General features: G+C 37.7%; 17 protein-coding genes. 7 read left to right on the plus strand and 10 right to left on the minus strand.

What is annotated here, in order from left to right:
* Positions 1 to 225: 225 nt before the first annotated feature.
* Positions 226 to 426 (plus strand): hypothetical protein, encoded by a 201-nt coding sequence (locus ACR30L_RS11630; RefSeq protein WP_435234418.1) that lies wholly within the window; start codon positions 226 to 228, stop codon positions 424 to 426.
* A 356-nt stretch (positions 427 to 782) separates the two neighbouring features.
* On the opposite strand, the gene ACR30L_RS11635 is transcribed toward ACR30L_RS11630, so the two are convergent.
* Positions 783 to 1,832, minus strand: a complete 1,050-nt coding sequence (locus ACR30L_RS11635) for a hypothetical protein (protein WP_435234419.1) — start codon at positions 1,830 to 1,832, stop codon at positions 783 to 785.
* Between the two features lie 104 nt (positions 1,833 to 1,936).
* Positions 1,937 to 2,131, minus strand: coding sequence for a hypothetical protein (locus ACR30L_RS11640; protein WP_435234420.1), 195 nt, complete (start codon positions 2,129 to 2,131; stop codon positions 1,937 to 1,939).
* Positions 2,132 to 2,459: 328 nt separating this feature from the next.
* Between ACR30L_RS11640 and ACR30L_RS11645 the strand changes: the two genes are divergently transcribed.
* From ACR30L_RS11645 to ACR30L_RS11665, 5 genes are all read left to right on the plus strand, one after another.
* Positions 2,460 to 3,842 carry a ferredoxin reductase family protein gene (locus ACR30L_RS11645; protein WP_435234421.1) on the plus strand — a complete coding sequence of 461 codons (1,383 nt, stop codon included), beginning with the start codon at positions 2,460 to 2,462 and terminating at the stop codon, positions 3,840 to 3,842.
* 24 nt (positions 3,843 to 3,866) lie between these two features.
* Positions 3,867 to 4,082, plus strand: a complete 216-nt coding sequence (locus tag ACR30L_RS11650; RefSeq protein ID WP_435234422.1) for a 4Fe-4S dicluster domain-containing protein — start codon at positions 3,867 to 3,869, stop codon at positions 4,080 to 4,082.
* Positions 4,083 to 4,085: 3 nt separating this feature from the next.
* Complete coding sequence (locus tag ACR30L_RS11655) at positions 4,086 to 5,897, plus strand: FAD-binding protein (RefSeq protein ID WP_435234423.1); 1,812 nt, start codon at positions 4,086 to 4,088, stop codon at positions 5,895 to 5,897.
* Positions 5,898 to 6,081: 184 nt separating this feature from the next.
* Positions 6,082 to 6,798 (plus strand): Sir2 family NAD+-dependent deacetylase, encoded by a 717-nt coding sequence (gene cobB, locus ACR30L_RS11660; RefSeq protein WP_435234424.1) that lies wholly within the window; start codon positions 6,082 to 6,084, stop codon positions 6,796 to 6,798.
* 87 nt (positions 6,799 to 6,885) lie between these two features.
* Entirely contained in the window at positions 6,886 to 7,413 is a 528-nt protein-coding gene (locus tag ACR30L_RS11665; protein ID WP_435234425.1) for a glycine zipper 2TM domain-containing protein, read from the plus strand.
* A 133-nt stretch (positions 7,414 to 7,546) separates the two neighbouring features.
* On the opposite strand, the gene ACR30L_RS11670 is transcribed toward ACR30L_RS11665, so the two are convergent.
* The 5 genes from ACR30L_RS11670 to ACR30L_RS11690 all read right to left on the minus strand — a co-directional run bounded on the left by ACR30L_RS11670 (position 7,547) and on the right by ACR30L_RS11690 (position 11,678).
* Entirely contained in the window at positions 7,547 to 8,191 is a 645-nt protein-coding gene (locus ACR30L_RS11670; RefSeq protein WP_435234426.1) for an OmpA family protein, read from the minus strand.
* A gap of 90 nt (positions 8,192 to 8,281) precedes the next feature.
* Positions 8,282 to 9,667, minus strand: coding sequence for an ATP-binding protein (locus ACR30L_RS11675; protein ID WP_435234427.1), 1,386 nt, complete (start codon positions 9,665 to 9,667; stop codon positions 8,282 to 8,284).
* Entirely contained in the window at positions 9,657 to 10,358 is a 702-nt protein-coding gene (locus ACR30L_RS11680; protein ID WP_435234428.1) for a response regulator transcription factor, read from the minus strand. The genes ACR30L_RS11675 and ACR30L_RS11680 overlap by 11 nt, the downstream gene beginning before the upstream one ends.
* Before the next feature lie 20 nt (positions 10,359 to 10,378).
* Positions 10,379 to 10,642, minus strand: a complete 264-nt coding sequence (locus tag ACR30L_RS11685; RefSeq protein WP_435234429.1) for a PepSY domain-containing protein — start codon at positions 10,640 to 10,642, stop codon at positions 10,379 to 10,381.
* A 271-nt stretch (positions 10,643 to 10,913) separates the two neighbouring features.
* Positions 10,914 to 11,678, minus strand: coding sequence for a hypothetical protein (locus tag ACR30L_RS11690; protein ID WP_435234430.1), 765 nt, complete (start codon positions 11,676 to 11,678; stop codon positions 10,914 to 10,916).
* Positions 11,679 to 11,869: 191 nt separating this feature from the next.
* Here ACR30L_RS11690 and ACR30L_RS11695 point away from each other — a divergent pair, with 191 nt between their 5' ends.
* Positions 11,870 to 13,495, plus strand: coding sequence for a cation:proton antiporter domain-containing protein (locus tag ACR30L_RS11695; RefSeq protein WP_435234431.1), 1,626 nt, complete (start codon positions 11,870 to 11,872; stop codon positions 13,493 to 13,495).
* Between the two features lie 91 nt (positions 13,496 to 13,586).
* Here ACR30L_RS11695 and ACR30L_RS11700 read toward each other — a convergent pair whose 3' ends face one another.
* The 3 genes from ACR30L_RS11700 to ACR30L_RS11710 form a co-directional block, all read right to left on the minus strand.
* A complete protein-coding gene (locus tag ACR30L_RS11700; RefSeq protein ID WP_435234432.1) occupies positions 13,587 to 14,912 on the minus strand; it encodes a hypothetical protein in 1,326 nt (441 codons plus the stop codon).
* Positions 14,913 to 15,275: 363 nt separating this feature from the next.
* The gene (locus ACR30L_RS11705) at positions 15,276 to 15,824 is read right to left on the minus strand and encodes a DJ-1 family glyoxalase III (RefSeq protein WP_435234433.1); all 549 of its coding nucleotides are present in this window, start codon (positions 15,822 to 15,824) and stop codon (positions 15,276 to 15,278) included.
* Between the two features lie 34 nt (positions 15,825 to 15,858).
* Entirely contained in the window at positions 15,859 to 17,013 is a 1,155-nt protein-coding gene (locus ACR30L_RS11710; RefSeq protein WP_435234434.1) for a 3-phenylpropionate MFS transporter, read from the minus strand.
* Positions 17,014 to 17,170: the final 157 nt, after the last annotated feature.

A 17,170-nucleotide genomic window follows, 5' to 3' on the forward strand; every position in this document is an offset into this window, starting at 1 on the left:
TACACCGTAACAAAATATTCAATCCGCGCAGCGATAGTTAAAAAACAACTTCTCAAGAGGAGAAGTAAACGAGTGCCATTATCATTAGAAGCACATAATAACCTGTAAATATTATCACAGCAACGAGAAACTACTGATTAACTTATAAAGGTCATCATATTATCTAGAATAAAATACATTAACTGCGTAAAATTATATTCATTTTATTAGCTAAGGAATACTATCATGACCGATTTCGAAAAAGAATTAGAGACGATGGCAGAGCAAGTTGACGAACAGTCAGAACAGCCACTACCTTCGATTGAAGAGCAAAAAGCCATCGTTGAAAAATTTAAAAAATTAGAAGCCGAAGGTAAATTAACACCCGAAATTCTAGAAGCTCATTTCGCTCAGTTTAATGATAAAAATAGTCCACCAATCCATTAATCACAGCGATAAAAATAGATATATACCAGTTACCATTCAAGATGCAGAAATCAGCAAGACGAGAGGTGAGCAGATTCTAGGCATAAAGGTGAAAATCTAACGGGTTAAATCGAGACTTTATAACAACGAAGATGTTTGCCTCTCGTCTTGCCCTGCGGGTCACTAGCTCGAACACCAATACTGCGTTATAACATTCGATAAGGACTAGCCATTGTCTTCATGTTACGCCTTGCCCTGGTATCCGAGCTAGTGACTGATAAACGCATCTTGATTGGTAACGGGTATACTATTAGGGACTGATTATCTTTTAAAACCAATTGGTAGCGAAAGATAAACAGACCTTAACTTATTGATATTTAATTAACTATATTCGTATTTATCTCAGCAGGCACGGCTTCGGTCCCATTAACAGTACTTTCCGCTGTGTGATTGTTAATTAATAAAGATTGTTGTTTCAATTTACTCGTTTGTATTCTCGCTAATCGAGCCAACTCTTGAGATTGTTCATCCAAGGTTAACCCTTCTAATCCATTTGCATTAAAGCCATCAATAATTGCACTCAATAAATCTTCCATCTCTAGGGCTTTAATTTCAGCTCTTTCTTCATCCAACTCTACTAAGCTTTTTGAAAATTGGCCGATATTTAATGCGCGTTTGGCAGCAAGAATAGCATCTTCTCCGGCTTCCTTAACGCCTGCTATATTGCGTGGATTTTCAGCGATAAAATTTTCTGCGTGTTCAATTGATAACTCAGCCAAATTAAAGGTTTTTTCAGCATAATCATCGGCATCAAAATCTTCTGCTTTATCAAGAATAAATATTGCCGGCTTAACATAGGTATCGACTAAGGTATCAATTTCTAGCTCGGTCATATCCTCAATCAAATCGACTTGATTCTTCAATGCTTTATCAGATCGATTTTGTTCAATTAATTTAAATAAATCAACCAAATCATTATTTATATTCTTATATTTTTTAGGGAAGGCTTTTTTACTATCAAGTTGATCTAATACTTCTTTATGGTTTAACGAATCAAACAATAAATGTTCAATATTGCTTTTAACTTGTGAAGCTTCATCAATCAATTTTTGAGCTTTAAAGGCCTCTGTAATGATCAACTTATCTTTACTTGAGTCTTGAGAAACGGAATTCTGTTGTTGCAATAGTGTAATTTTATCAAAACTTTTTTGTACCCCATTAAAATGTAAAGGTGTATAAAAAGTAAGTTCATTTTTATTTGCTTTATCTAAGGCTAAATATGCATTTTCAACGGCTTGAGTGGGTGTTATATTGGTCTGGGCAGCTTGCTTCATTGCCGCATTATCAATTTTTTGAGTAGCAAGTTCTGTGTTTGCACAGGCAGTTATTAATGATGTTGTTATAACTGCAAGTAACAAATTCTTCATAGGGGTGACGTCCTTATTATAATTAGTTTGCCAATAAATAACATAAAAATTGGCATGACTGTTGATAGCATAGCAAAACTACATCATCCCCTCCACATTACCTCTTATCTTTTTTCAGGTAATGACGCTTTAAACTCCTCAAATGTCAGTAAGTTATCGCCATTTAGATCGGCTTGTTGAAATATTTCATCAGCGGACAACTTGGGTCCATGATGTCCACCCTTTGGTCCTCCTACACATGCGGAAAGTAATAACGTAGACATGACAATCAAAGCTAGATTTATTATTTTATTTTTCATTTGTTACTCCTAATTAATATAAACATAAATAATCATTGTAGGAGTTAAGCATGCAAATATTGTTCAAATATCATGAATTAAAGAATCGATTATAGACACAATTAAAATAAGGATAAAGTAAGGATAAAATTCATAGCAGGGAAATAAATAACCTATTGTATTAAAACACTTTTCTATTTTCCCTTTGCACAATAGATTCAATTATCACAACATATTTAAGCGATTCCCTTCAATATTATTTTTATGCTTAACAACCTTAACCTCGTATTAACCACTTTTTAGATAAGGTTTGATTAATATAAAAATAACAACAAAATTGGAGTGAAAAATGACGACCCATGCAGCCCCCTCTTCTAAATCAGCTTCGCGGTTCCAACTCAGGCTGGGAAAGAAATACAAATTATCGATAGGTTACCTAATTCTACTGATCGTTCCCTTTTGCATTTCACAAATGATTGAGATGGATCCAAAAACGGTCTATGCGAAAATATTAACCATCGTAAATATGCTGGCCATGATGGCTTTTTTTATCCAATTTCCACTAGGTAGCCGACTTAAACAATTTCCAATTTTTGCCAATATAGACTGGAGTGTTGAGCGACACAAAAAAATAGGAAAATGGCTTGGCATCATTTTTCTTTTTCACCCCATTCTTATCCTCGCCCCACGATTTTTATTTTCCTATCAGGATGGGATTGATAGCCTGATTGAAGTCATTACTGCATCACAAATGTTAACTGGATTAATTGCTTGGGTTCTATTAATTCTGTGGGTATTGCTATCAGTGTACAAAAACAAACTACCGATGCGTTATGAAACATGGCGTTTAGCACATTTAATCGGGTTTGTTGCTATTACTATTTTAGCCACATTACATATCACTACCGTTGGTAGCCATGGACAATTCCAACCCAATTTTGACATGCTTTGGTGGGCATTATGTGCCTGTTCATTGGCAATGGTCGGTTACAATTACTTAGTCAAACCCGCACGACTTAAACGCCAACCTTTTACACTAAGGAGTGTCACCCCGGTCAGTAGTAGCGACTGGCAAGTCACCGTTGAAAAAAAAGCCGGAGATGAATTTTATTTCGAACCTGGTCAATTCGTCTGGCTAAATACCAGCAAGTCCTTACACGGTGTTAACGAACATCCTTTTTCTATTTCCTCAGGAAAACAGGATTTACCACATCTCTCATTTATTATCAGAGAACTTGGCGATTATACCTCCACTCTCGGCTCTCTGAAGGAAGGACAAGAAGTTTACATAGATGGGCCCTATGGAAGTATGACACTTAACGATAGTCGTAAAGCGAAAGGCATCACTTTAATTGCAGGCGGTGCAGGCTTAGGCCCTATATTAAGCTTATTGAATGGGTTAGCCGAACAAAATGATACGCGCCCGATACGACTTCTCTACGGTAACAATGCCATGAAACAAATGGCCTTAGTTGATCAAATACGTGCCTATGAAAAACAACTTTGTGATTTCAAATTACAACTAATTTGCCAGGAAGCAACAAACCATCCAGATATTTATCAGGGACTCATCGATAAACAAATTATTGAACGTAACCTAAACCCTTCTGCTATTAATAAATGGTCAGTTTACCTCTGTGGCCCCAAACCAATGATTATAGGGGTTAATAAGCACCTCAAAGCACTAGGAATCAAACCATCAAACATTCATTACGAACAGCTATCGTTTTAATAAAATTTTAGAAGGAAGCCCATTATGGCCATTCATGAAATTGCGGGGTGCATCGGGTGTGAAACCTGCGTAGAAACGTGCCCAACAGACGTTATACAATTTGATCAGGACAAACAAAGAGCTTATATAGCCTATCCTGAAGACTGCCAAATATGTCATTTATGCCGATTATATTGTCCAGTTGACGCAATTACGATTAATGCAGAAAAAACCATCCCTGTGATGGTTTCTTGGAGATAACTAATGACTGAAAAATTAAACCTTTCTCGTCGTCAATTTATTGGAGTTGCTGGCGGCATTCTTGGTGCGTCTGCACTTGCTTCATTGCCAAGTAACGCAGAACCAACGGTTAACAAACCCAAGATAACTAATAAAGACTTTAATATTGAACACCGAGAAACGGATGTGTTAGTTATCGGTGGTGGTTTTGCTGGATTATTTGCAGCTGTAAAAGCACACGATGCTGGCGCGAGTACAATGATCGTTGCTAAGGGAAGTCTTGGTCGCTCAGGTTTAACCCCATTTGCTAAAGGTGTGTTTAAATTCGATCCTAAAACATCCAAAATGAGCGTTGAGCAGTTTGTAGCCAAAGTGACCGAATCGGCTATTAATACCAATAACCCGGTCTTCACTCGTCAATTAGCCGAACACTCCTACTCACATGCAGAACAATTGAAGAAATGGGGATTTTTTGACTCAGCCTTATGCCGTAATAGCTTTTTAAAACCCATTGAAGAACGTAATATTCCCTTAGTTGAACGCGTGATGATCACTCACCTATTGAAACAACAGGGTCGTGTCGTTGGTGCTTCAGGGTTTAGCCTAAACACAAATAAAGTGATTCATTTTAAGGCTAAGACCGTCGTTCTTTGTACCGGGTCAGGTGGTTTCAAACCAAACGGTTTCCCAGTCTGTGACCTCACTCACGATGGCTCAATTATGGCTTACAAAATTGGTGCAAAAATCACCGGTAAAGAATGGAATGATGGTCACCCCGGTTCCGCAAAAAACTCTGGATCTAGCTACGACAATTGGCATGGTCAAATCGAAGAAAAACCATCAACCACAAGTGCAGAAATACATCATGATCTTGGCGTAGAACTTAACTATAAGGCTTATATTTCAGGCGGACCGATTTCAATGGGACCTCCACAACCGGGCAATAAAATATCTGAAGTGGTAGGCGGCCCATATACACCGCCAGCTTTCAGACATGTTGGCATGCCTCCTCAACAGCAACAACCTGAAGGTGGCCTGCTGTCTATATTCAGTAGCAAAGGTCATGCGGGTCCTCCCGGGCCTCAAAATAAAGGTGGTCTTTTATCAATATTCGGTAGTAAAGACCGTTCCGGCCCGCCAGGAATGGGGGGAGAAAGCGTTGGTGGTTCAAGCGCGGGAATGGCCATTCATAAATCTGAAGGATTAGTGCCAATCGATGAGAATGGATTAACGACCATCCCCGGACTTTATGCCGCTGGTGACGCGCTGGGTTCCTATATGTCCGGTGGTATTTATACGCAGATAGGTGGCTCTTCAGCGTCCTCTTGTATTCAAGGGACATTTTCAGGAGAAGCAGCCGCCAAAGCCAGTAAATCACTCTCAATCATCAAGGCTTCCGATAAACAACTTGCACAAGTTGAAAAAGAAATACTCGCACCGCTTAATCGTAAAACTGGTTATAGTCCTGCTTGGGTAACACAAGTATTACAAGGCATCATGATTCCAAACTTTATTTTATACATAAAAAAAGAGCGCTTAATGCAGGCGGCCCTTGCTTATGTTGAAGAGCTAAAAGAACACCATGTTCCCATGTTAATGGCGGATGATTTACATAAACTTCGTCTTGCCCATGAAACAGAAAATATGATCATTACCGCTGAAATGAAACTTAAAGCTTCAATTATGCGTACCGAGAGTCGTTGTAGCCATTATCGCATCGATTACCCAGAGACAGATTCAAAAAACTGGGAAGCTTGGATTAATATCCACAAAGGTGAGGATGGCGAAATGGTATTTGAGAAACAACCTTTCGATATTTGGCCTAAATTTAGCTAATTTAACATTAAATATATACCCGTTACCATTCAAGATGCAGAAATCAGCATCTTGAATGGTAACGGGTATAAAAACCTTATTCAGCCCGAGTCACTATTACTTGGGCTTTTTATTTTTTGTGAACTTCGTTTCCCCTCTTTTTAGGTATAAAATATAGCTACATCTCTGAATAAGGAGTTTTATTTTGACCAGTAAACGACATAAAAGAATTGTTATATTAACGGGAGCGGGGATTTCAGCAGAATCTGGTATTCGAACTTTCCGAGCTGCTGATGGTCTATGGGAAGATCATCGTGTCGAAGATGTTGCTACACCTGAAGGCTATATTCGAGATCCTGAATTAGTACTCGACTTTTACAATCAACGTCGGCGAGCCCTTTCTCAACCGGACATAAAACCAAATGCGGCGCATTACGCATTAGCAAAACTACAACAAAAGTTTGATGGTGAATGTTTATTAGTGACTCAAAATATTGATAATCTCCATGAACGAGCAGGCTCGACTAATGTGATCCATATGCACGGGGAATTATTAAAAGTACATTGTCCAAAAACGAATAAAGTGTATGCTTGGCCCAATGATTTAACCAGCCAAGATCATTGTACCTGCTGCCAACCAACTCAACCATTACGTCCTCATATTGTTTGGTTTGGGGAAATGCCACTTGAAATGAACACCATTTACGAGCATCTAGCAAAGGCTGATTTATTTATCGCAATAGGCACATCGGGTAAAGTTTATCCTGCAGCGGGATTTGTTCAAGAAGCAATGCACGCAGGGGCAGATTCGATTGAAATCAACTTGGATGAAAGCGATACGGGCAGCTATTTTACACAAGTACGTCAAGGCAAGGCAACGGAACTTGTCCCACCTTTGGTCGAATCATTATTGAATCAGTAAAACATTAACGACTATTCAGTTTCAGTTCAGCTTCACTCAACTATACTTTAGCCATAGAAATCGAAATACTGAATAAGGAGCTATAAAATGAATAAGCTAATCCTTTCCACTTTAATTACCACCATGCTGGCGTCACCAGTAAGCTGGGCTAAACAACCGAATCGAGAGCCTGTTATTTGGGCTAAAGTAACACATGTTGAGCCTATTACTCGTGTTGTTACGCAACGTGTTCCACAGCAAGAATGTTGGAATGAACCAGTACGATACAAAGAACGAGGCCATTACTCCGCTTCACCTTCGGGTGCAATTATCGGTACGATTATCGGCGGTGCAATTGGTAATAATGTTAGCCGCCACAAAGGGGCTGGCACGGTCATTGGTGCAGTAATTGGGGCATCGGTTGGCAGTAATATTTCTCGTGAAGGTTATGCGCATTCCAATCGCGTTTATTACAAAAATGAACGACGCTGCCAAGTCACTCAAAATGTTAATTATCAACAAACAACCGTTGGCTATGATGTTTGGTATCGATATCAAGGTAATGAATATCAAACTCAAATGGACCATCATCCAGGTAACAAAATTAGAATACGCATGAGCGTTCAACCCTATTAAACCTACCTAAAACGAAAAAACCGAACTTAATGTTCGGTTTTTTAATGCCTATTATTTATCATAGACCCATTACTATTCAAGATGAAAATATCAACGGGCTTTGAACTAATAAGAGGGAATATCTCCCCTATTTTCAATTGGCAACGATTCTAATTTCTACACGACGATTCGCTGCGCGCCCTTGCTCATTCATATTACTTTCAATGGGGCGACGTTCTCCGTATCCCTGTGTTGATAATCGCCCAGATTTTACGTTTTGACGAATAAGGTAATTAGCAACAGACTCAGCACGACGCTCAGAAAGGGTTAAATTAGATTCTGCACTACCAATACTATCGGTATGGCCGCTAATAATAAGCGATGAATTCGGGTATTCATTTAAAATTTTAGCCACACCATTTAGTGTTGAATAAATACTAGAACTTAATACATATTGACCACTCGCAAAGCCAATGCCCTGTGCCATAATCAGTTGTAATTCGTTATCACTAACACGTTCAACTTGCACACCGGAATTAAGCAACTCTTGTCTTAATGCGGCTTCTTGCTGATCAAAGTAATATCCAACACCACCACCAATAGCAGCGCCGCCGGCAGCACCAAATAGCGCGCCATTCTTTTTCCCCGTTGCAGCGCCAGCAAGTGCTCCTGCAACGGCTCCGGTTAATGCACCAATCGTCGTACGGCTCGTTTCACTTTCACCTGTAGTCGCATTCTGACGTGCAACACAACCACTTAATACGGTTGCAATAACTAATGTGCTAATTACTTTTTTCATTATAATCTTACCTTGTTTTTATCAATTAGATTTTATACGTTTGGTTATATTTATCATTCTTACTTTTACTTACTCAATCAAACACAAATATCAACCAACCTGAAAAGAGATAGTAAATTTAGCGCCTCCTAGCGATGTTGAATCACTCACCGCAAGTTTACCATTATAACTATCCACTAGATCGGCGACGATGGCTAATCCAACACCATGTCCACGCTGGTATGAATCTGCTCTAATCCCCCGTTCTAATATTTGCGATTGTTGTTCTGGTCGAATTCCTTCTCCATCATCCTCTACAACAATAGTCAGCTGTTTATTGGCTTGTTTGACCGATAATAAAACCTGTTTTTTTGCCGCTTTGCAGGCATTGTCTAACAAATTCCCTAATATTTCACTGAGATCTTGTTGATCTCCCTTAAACATAGACGCTTGATCAACATTTGCGCTGATCTCAATATGACTATCCCGATAAATTTTAGTGAGCACGCGAATCAATTTTTCACTCACCTCATTTACCCTAATACCTAAGTACCAAGAGGCTCCCGCTGCAGTTTGCGCACGCTTTAATTGATGCCCAATTATATTATTGATCACCGATACCTGTTCAATTGACGAACTATTTAAATCCGCTTGGCTTTGAATAACGGCTAAGGGCGTTTTCAAACTATGTGCAAGATCCGAAAGCGCATTACGATAACGTTTACGTTGATTTTGTTCAGTATTAAGCAATGTATTCATTTGCTGCGCAACAGCTTGTAACTCCAAGGGATAACGTGCTGTCATTTGTTGCGCTTGTCCCTGTTCAATATCGACTAGTTCTTGACTAAATCGTGCTAAGGGTTTTAACGTCCAAATTAACCACGCCAATTGCACCACTAATAAAAACACCATCAAGATTAAAAGCCACATCCAAAGTTGATGATTAAATTGCTTGACCTGTAATTTAAAATCACTCTGATCCTTAATAATATGAATCGTCATTGGAAATTGCATCCACTCGCCATTTTGCTTCTTTTTTTGCTCAAAACTAGCAGTAAAGCTGTATATCAAATAGGGGTCACCTTCTACCACCTCTTCCTGAAAGTTACTTTCGCCAATTTCAGGCATCGGTAAATCTGTCGGTGGAGCGATACCAAGCATGGAATTAGACTGCCATACGACTGTATTTATCGACGCGCCTTGGGGCATAGAAATAAGTGCATATAAACCAGATTGGATGACATTGAATCTATTTTCTAACAGTTGTTCCGGCATATATAACTGTTGATTTTCAATATCTGCAACCGCTAACACGGAGTAAACATAAGCACTCAACTCATTTTGTATGGCATTTTTTGCTTGATTCATAAACGCATTACTGAGGGTAAAGCCAATGGTTGGCATAATCACCAATATCAGTAATAAAGCACTTACAATAAGGCGTAGTTTTAATGAGCTACGTTGTAGTACATGAGAAATTCGAGCGTTATTCACCATAGGATTCCGTTACTGGATCAGTCAAAATACTCAATCGATACCCTTGTCCTCGTAACGTTTCAATCAAACGATAAGTATTATCGGGATCTAATTTTTTTCTTAAACGGCGAATAAAGACTTCAATAACATTGGAATCACGGTCAAAATCTTGATCATAGAGGTGTTCCGTTAATACGGTTTTAGATTTGATTTCACCGGGATGTAGCATAAGGTATTCAAACAATTTATATTCATACCCACTAAGAGTAATGGTTTGCTGATTTTTCTTAACTTCAAAACTACTGGTATTAAGACTAAATACGCCATTTTGTATGATTGGACTCGCTTTACCCGATGCGCGACGGATTAAAGCATTTAATCGCGCAACTAATTCCTCCGTTTGAAATGGTTTCGTCAGGTAATCATCCCCGCCTGCATCCAGCCCTTCAACTTTATCTTGCCAATTATCGCGCGCCGTTAAAATAATAATGGGGAATGTAATTTGTTTTTCTCTAACCTTTTTTATAAGACTGATACCATCAAGTTTAGGTAAACCAACGTCGATAATAGCCGCATCGTAATTATATTCAACACACTGAAAAAGCCCTTCTTCACCATCACTTGCAAGGTCGACAGAATATCCTTGCTTGGTTAATTGCACCTTCAGGTTATGCTGTAAGCTAATGTCATCTTCAACTAATAAAATACGCATTAATTAGCTCCTATTTTAGGTTATTTTTTACTGACTCGACCATTAACGGCATTGACTTGAAGATAAAAAACAACCCCTTTATTCGATAGCAATTTTACCACATAGGTCGGGGTATGTTGTTGAGAAGAAGATTGAACATTAAGTACTTTCCCTGAATATTTTTGTTTCACCAACTGCACTGCCTGATCTCTATTTTCAACCTTTAGATTAGCCGCATAGCTACTGCTTCCCATCACCACATAAAATAAACAGGCCATCAGAGAAAATAACAATGTTCGTTTCATATATAATCCATCTTAGTTAAGTCCCTAACATCAAAATAATAATAGTTAAGGCATGGGTGATAGTAAATAAACATTCATTTTAGCCTGTGTTATTAATTTTTCAATAAAAGCAGATACTTAGTTATTCTACTTGCGAATAAACAAAGTAAAAAACGCTTTTAAGGCTTGTAATAAAAACAATAAGTAGTGTAACAGAATGAAAATGAACCGAAGCTGAATGGAAAGTTTGCAGTTATAAAAATAACTGCAAATTAAACGGAGGTAAATAAATTTAAGCGGTTAAGTATTGATTCCAAGCTTGTTGATAAAGTTGTTGAGATTCTTTTCTCAATTTACTTATAGCAGCCAATTCAATTTCACTAAGTGGTCGCTTATCAGTTAGCTGTATACGCTCTATTTGTTGGATTTGTTCATAATTTTGATGCTCTCTCCCATTTTTTATTTTCGAAAAAGCTTCAAGATGCAGCTGAACTTCTGCAATAATTTGGGTTTTAGGTAAACGCACTAGTAAGTTTAAATCGCGGTAACCTGATGCGCCTGGTGTAGCAAAACGATTTTTAATACGCACAATTTCAGTTTGTTGATCAAATAAAGTAAATGCGTCCATTAACGTCGCAACGTCTTTCGCAACGATAGAAGTTCGCGCTAAATCAGTGATTTTCTCACTATCCCCCGAAAGGTCTGTATTGATTTTGTCGATGGCACGTAATTTAGATTTAACACCGGATGAAAGAACATCGCTATGACTATGTGCAGCAATACGTTCGGTAATTGCTTCTAATTCACTTTGTCCTGCGATAGCTTGTTGATAAAGTTGCTCAAATTCAGTGTAAGGCTGCTTGATTTGAGCAGATTGGAATGCTTGAACATTGTATAGTTTAGCCAAATGTTTATCGCTGGACTCTTCCTGCGCTGGCTGAGTGAAAGATAAGAATTGATTAGTATCGAGGTTACGATCTAAATTTTTGATTGAATTGGCATTGGCTTGAGATGAAATAGCCAATAAAACACAAAGGGTCTGGAATAACTTCTTCATTGAAACTCCCTATAAAAACACCACTAGATAATTCTAGCATGGCGGTAATTTTATACTGGGGCTTAATATGTCTATTTCAAGGTCAGCGCATAAAATTGCTAGATATAACCTAAAAGATGTGATTCACTTCAAATATCCAAATTGCATTTCTCTCATCAAACCTTGTTATTTTTAACCTTTAAAGGACGACGATGGACTCTATACTGATCATTATTGCTGTATCACTTGCCATTGCTAGCGTGGTTAATATTGTACTTAGCCGATTTTCTATTTCACATATTATTGGTTACATCATTACTGGTACCATTATTAGTAATTTATTTAATTTCAATGGCAGTGAAAACCTCACCTCTTTAGAATTAATCGGTGAATTTGGGATTGTTTTTTTGATGTTTACTATTGGCTTGGAAATGTCTTTTTCCAAATTGAAAAAAATGAAGGAATTAATTTTTTTCAATGGATTTATGCAAGTTGCAGGTAGCGCCTTAATTATTTATTTAGTAACACATTATCTTATTCATATTGAATCCACAGCAGCAATTGTAATTGCACTTGCCTTTAGCTTGTCATCAACGGCAATCGTTGTCCCCTATTTAAAAAAATCCAAAGATATTGTCACCCCCTACGGTGAAAAATCAGTCGCCGTACTTATTTTCCAAGATTTAGCGGTTATCCCTATTTTATTACTCATTGGTTTTTTATCGAAGGATAACCTTTCTGTCACCGACGTCTTATTCAATACCTTACTTTATGCGGGATTGATTATTGGTTTTATGTTTACCCTCGGTAAAAAGCTAATTGAATGGTTACTTCATTTTTCAAGCAGGGCAAAAATGGAAGAACTCTTTCTTGGCTCTGTTCTCGCAATTGTTTTAGGCACCTCTTTATTTGCTCATGAGGTTGGCTTTAGTTATTCGCTCGGTGCGTTTATTGCAGGGATGATCATCGCCGAAACCAATTTTCATGTAAAAGTAGAATCGGATATTGCTTCCTATAAAGATTTATTACTAGGGGCTTTTTTCTTTTCCATCGGTACTAAAATCGATATGATTTACTTTGCCATGAACCTGTATATGGTATTCTCGGTCTTAATTTCTGCAATGCTGATAAAAGCGCTATTGATTTACTTCTTGATACGACGCAAATCGAATAAAAGTGATGCCTTAAAAACCAGTATTGCACTTTGTCAAATAGGCGAATTTTCCTTTGCCATTTTTACACTTGCTAGTAATGAAAATATTTTATCTTCTCAATTAAGTAATTTCCTTATTTTAGTGACCGTACTTTCTATGATCGTCACCCCCTTTATGGTCAACAATATCTATAAACTCGCCGCCTTGTTTGTTACTGAATTTTTTGAATCCGATAAGATAACACCGATTGAAATAAAACATCATACGGTTATATGTGGTTTCACTACGGTAGGCCGTATTGTTGCCCGAGAATTACAAAAACAAAATGTAAATTTCGTTATTATCTCCGACAATTTACAACATGTTCAAATTGCACAAATACGCGGGTATAAAGCGTATTTTGGGCATTTAGAAAAATTGCCTGTACTCGAATCCTTAAAAATCGAAAACTCTTCAAGTATTATTCTTGCACTGGAGTCCGTTGCAACCAAAAAGGTGATTTGTGAGGCGGTACTGAATTATTATCCGCAAGCCAATTTACTGGTAAAAATAAATAACATTAAAGAAAAGCTCGACCTCGCAGATTTCCCTATACAACATTATGTGCATGGTCAATACGAAACAGCACAACTGTTGGTGGAGAAAAGCTTACTTGAAAAGAATAATTCACGAGAAAGTAGTTGATTGGTAACAGGTATATCGCCCATTAGTGTCGCTAGAAGGCTAATGGGAATATTAACGAGGCATTACAGGCGGAGTAATGCCTACCAAGTAGCTAGAGAGTATATGACTCTATCTGTTTGCGGAAGAACTTTACCATTTCGTTTCGCGTTTTAATGTGGTCAAGATGGAATATATCCATGGGGAATAATAACTCAATCACGCCCGTATCAAACATGCGTTTCACTTCATACTCATTATGAGCCACATCTTGTTGATACATATAATTTAGCCATGTTTGATTGGTATGAATGATAAACTCTACACGCATACCACCTAACCGAGCAAAGAATTTCATCATCGACGTTTTATCACTCGATCCAACTGCCCTACCTCGATATTGCGTACTTTCAATTAATGTGTCAGATATATCTTCCAGCACCATTAAGGAATTAGCTTTAGAAGCACTGCGTGTTAGATGTTTTTGGAACGCTTTAACATCGCTAACGGAATCAAGTACGCCCATTAAACCAAGTTCATCATCTACCGCAACAGCCGGATTTTTCTCATTTTTACGTAATAACTTAAGCACTTTTGCTTCTGGTGGTTTCTTACGAATAGAAACATAAATGGGGGTTTTCTTTGAACCGGCATTAAAACTACGACGTTTTATCATCGTTAGTTTTTCGTATTTATCTTGTCCTTGCTCCGCAAGATTTGCCTGTAGCGGGTTGAGCACTGTTACACCAGTACAACGATAGTCTTCATTACTGTGGGTTGAATATAAATAGACGGGATCTAAATCGCCGATCTTGAGATTAGGACTCCAAACATACCCATTTAGAAACGCTAAGAAAGAAGAAAATTTATGTTCAATATCGGTTTCACGTTCACGTTGATCGATGCTACCCGCGAGTGTCATTAAGATAAGTTTACGGCGCGCTTCAAATCGTGCTTTTTTATGATAAGCGTCGTTAAACATAATCAACAATAATTCAACAGGGTTATTAGTCACTTCTATTTCATTGGTCGCTTCAATATGAGAAGCATATGGCAAAAGAATTTTACCGGAAAGAGAATGAATAACAGCATCGGCAGTACGTGCATATTCATCGACACGACTTTTTATTTCATTAAAATTACCATTGATACCAAACATGTTTCCAACAAGGTGCAAGGCTCGCTCGCTACGCTGTTGACGCAGTTCTTGATTACCAATCAACAGTTGAATTTGTTCAATATTATCAACTTCTAAGAATTCAAAAATTTGGCTACAAAGAGCGCGATATTTTGCAACGTTATTGGGATCTTCTTGTAATTTTTTGACCCATTCACGGGTTTGTGCTGAAAAACGCCCTGCATATCGGACACTATCAGGTACAGCAAATGGCCCACTTTGCTGAAGAGAAGTAAAAACACTGTTTGATGAGAGAACTGACATAATTTAACCTGACGTAGAATAATGGTGCGCTTATCTGAATCAATACATTGAAATATACACTAATCAATTGCTCAACTAATAGTAAAAAAATAACAATACCAACTCATTATTCTATGAAAAAAATATTTAAGCATTTAATTCAATAAGTTATCGTTTTTAACTCAAGTTTAAGTGGTCATTTTTCAACCAGCCATACGCTCGGCATCGTCTATATTTTACCGCTATCAGAGAGAACGCGTTTAAGGGTTAAATGTAGGGTGAGCGTTAACGACACACTAATCATGACAAATATCGCGATAATAATCACAAACGGGTATAACAGTTAGTCGCTCAAATATTTCACGAATGACTCACAGCATACAATTACCAATTCTGTAAAGTACTCTGTTTTACAAAATTAGCTGTTTCGTGCCCCACAAGATAATCGATAATCGCAATTGAAAACTCAGCAGCACTACCTGGCCCACGGCTAGTGATCAAATTACCATCTTGAACAACACGATCATTAGTGAACTGAGCGTTAGAGACTCTATCTTCAAAACCGGGATAACATGTAAACTTTTTGCCCTTAAGTACATCGGCGGCACTCAACACAATTGCCGGAGCCGCACAAATAGCAGCAATCAATTTATTATCCTTATCCATGGCTTTTAATATTTTAGAAACACCAACGGAAAGAGATAAGTTCAGTGCCCCCGGCATACCACCCGGCAAGATAATGCCATCGAGGTCAGTAGGTAAGTCATCAAATCCACAATCAGATTTAAGCACAATCCCATTACTACCTGTGACGCTCTCTTCATTAATCCCACAGACAATAACTTCAATTCCCGCTCTGCGTAAAAAATCAATGGGAGTAACTGCTTCTATTTCTTCAAATCCAACGGCCAATAATATCGCTACTTTTTTCATCACATTCTCCCAAGATTAATTAATAAAACACTGTTTATGATTGTTCCGATTCTATTTCCCATATTTTCAAAAACCATAGAATAGGGATTAAAAGGATCGACATAATTAAAAATATATTGCCCTGCAATGATTCAAACAAGTTACCTGATATATATGTAAATAAAGCAGTCATCAACCCTAACCCGACCCCAGAGTATAATGATTGATAACGCACCATATCCGCATTATTTTGCAATCCAATATAACGAATAGTGGCTAAATGCGTTACTGCAAATGTCATCGCATGAAATATTTGTACAACACCTAAAATATAAACATCCGTTGTTTGAGAAAAAACAAACCAACGAATAATGCTGGCGATTAATCCTAATAAGAACATTTGTTTAATCGTCCAGCGACTAAAGAATTTGGTATTAAAACGCATTAAAACGACTTCAGCACAAACGGAAATCCCCCATAACCATGCAATGGTAACTTCAGGAATCCCTTGTCTCGCCCAGTAAATAGAACTAAATGCGTAATAGGCACCATGAGCTCCTTGAATTCCCCCCACGATAAGTACAAATAATAAAACATTACGGCGTTTAAAAAGTGAAAATAATGAGTATTCGTGTTTTTTACGTGCATTATCCCCATCTTCAAGCCCTGGCGATAATTGAAATAAGGTCAGTATCCACATGACTAAACTAGCAATAATAATGGTCCAAAGAATCGCTTCTTTACCATATTGCACAATTAACCAACCAATACAGGTAGAACCAACAATAAAACTGAGTGATCCCCACAATCTGACTCGTCCGTAATCCAAATTAATTTGTTTAACGAGTCGATTCCCAATAATATCGCCAAGCGGCATCATCGGTGCTAATAAAAAATTGACGAGTAAAGTGATAATACTTAGCCATATTTGCTCTCTTTGATAAAGTAGAAAGCTAAATGCAATTACGACAAAAAATGCGAGCACACGCAATAACCGTAATGATCCCGCTCCCGTTGATACATTCGGCAGCAAACCAACACTACTGACAAACCGCAACATCAAACCAATTGAAAATAATATACCAATATCATCACTTGAAAGTCCTTGAGCTTCTAGCCAAACACCCCAAAAGGGAAGAAAGACTCCCCAAATAAAAAAGAAACTAATAAAATAAAAACCAAGCCAAAATTTAGCGGGTATAGAAAACAACGGAAACTCCAAGGAAAAATCATTAATTTATGACAACATAAATATGAACGAAAAATAAAATAAACGACATCCAATTTATATAGCGTTATGGATCACTTGTCTATGCAGTTTTATCTTTTATTTTAATCAGTTATTAATTGAATAAGAATTAATAGGA

This window comes from Psychromonas saccharinae (assembly GCF_051201515.1).
Taxonomy (GTDB): domain Bacteria; phylum Pseudomonadota; class Gammaproteobacteria; order Enterobacterales; family Psychromonadaceae; genus Psychromonas.

Bases quoted from the DNA above. Each gene is read 5' to 3' on its own strand.
- ACR30L_RS11630 (WP_435234418.1), top strand. From the start codon at position 226: ATGACCGATTTCGAAAAAGAATTAGAGACGATGGCAGAGCAAGTTGAC.
- ACR30L_RS11635 (WP_435234419.1), bottom strand. From the start codon at position 1,832: ATGAAGAATTTGTTACTTGCAGTTATAACAACATCATTAATAACTGCC.
- ACR30L_RS11640 (WP_435234420.1), bottom strand. From the start codon at position 2,131: ATGAAAAATAAAATAATAAATCTAGCTTTGATTGTCATGTCTACGTTA.
- ACR30L_RS11645 (WP_435234421.1), top strand. From the start codon at position 2,460: ATGACGACCCATGCAGCCCCCTCTTCTAAATCAGCTTCGCGGTTCCAA.
- ACR30L_RS11650 (WP_435234422.1), top strand. From the start codon at position 3,867: ATGGCCATTCATGAAATTGCGGGGTGCATCGGGTGTGAAACCTGCGTA.
- ACR30L_RS11655 (WP_435234423.1), top strand. From the start codon at position 4,086: ATGACTGAAAAATTAAACCTTTCTCGTCGTCAATTTATTGGAGTTGCT.
- ACR30L_RS11665 (WP_435234425.1), top strand. From the start codon at position 6,886: ATGAATAAGCTAATCCTTTCCACTTTAATTACCACCATGCTGGCGTCA.
- ACR30L_RS11670 (WP_435234426.1), bottom strand. From the start codon at position 8,191: ATGAAAAAAGTAATTAGCACATTAGTTATTGCAACCGTATTAAGTGGT.
- ACR30L_RS11675 (WP_435234427.1), bottom strand. From the start codon at position 9,667: ATGGTGAATAACGCTCGAATTTCTCATGTACTACAACGTAGCTCATTA.
- ACR30L_RS11680 (WP_435234428.1), bottom strand. From the start codon at position 10,358: ATGCGTATTTTATTAGTTGAAGATGACATTAGCTTACAGCATAACCTG.
- ACR30L_RS11685 (WP_435234429.1), bottom strand. From the start codon at position 10,642: ATGAAACGAACATTGTTATTTTCTCTGATGGCCTGTTTATTTTATGTG.
- ACR30L_RS11690 (WP_435234430.1), bottom strand. From the start codon at position 11,678: ATGAAGAAGTTATTCCAGACCCTTTGTGTTTTATTGGCTATTTCATCT.
- ACR30L_RS11695 (WP_435234431.1), top strand. From the start codon at position 11,870: ATGGACTCTATACTGATCATTATTGCTGTATCACTTGCCATTGCTAGC.
- ACR30L_RS11700 (WP_435234432.1), bottom strand. From the start codon at position 14,912: ATGTCAGTTCTCTCATCAAACAGTGTTTTTACTTCTCTTCAGCAAAGT.
- ACR30L_RS11705 (WP_435234433.1), bottom strand. From the start codon at position 15,824: ATGAAAAAAGTAGCGATATTATTGGCCGTTGGATTTGAAGAAATAGAA.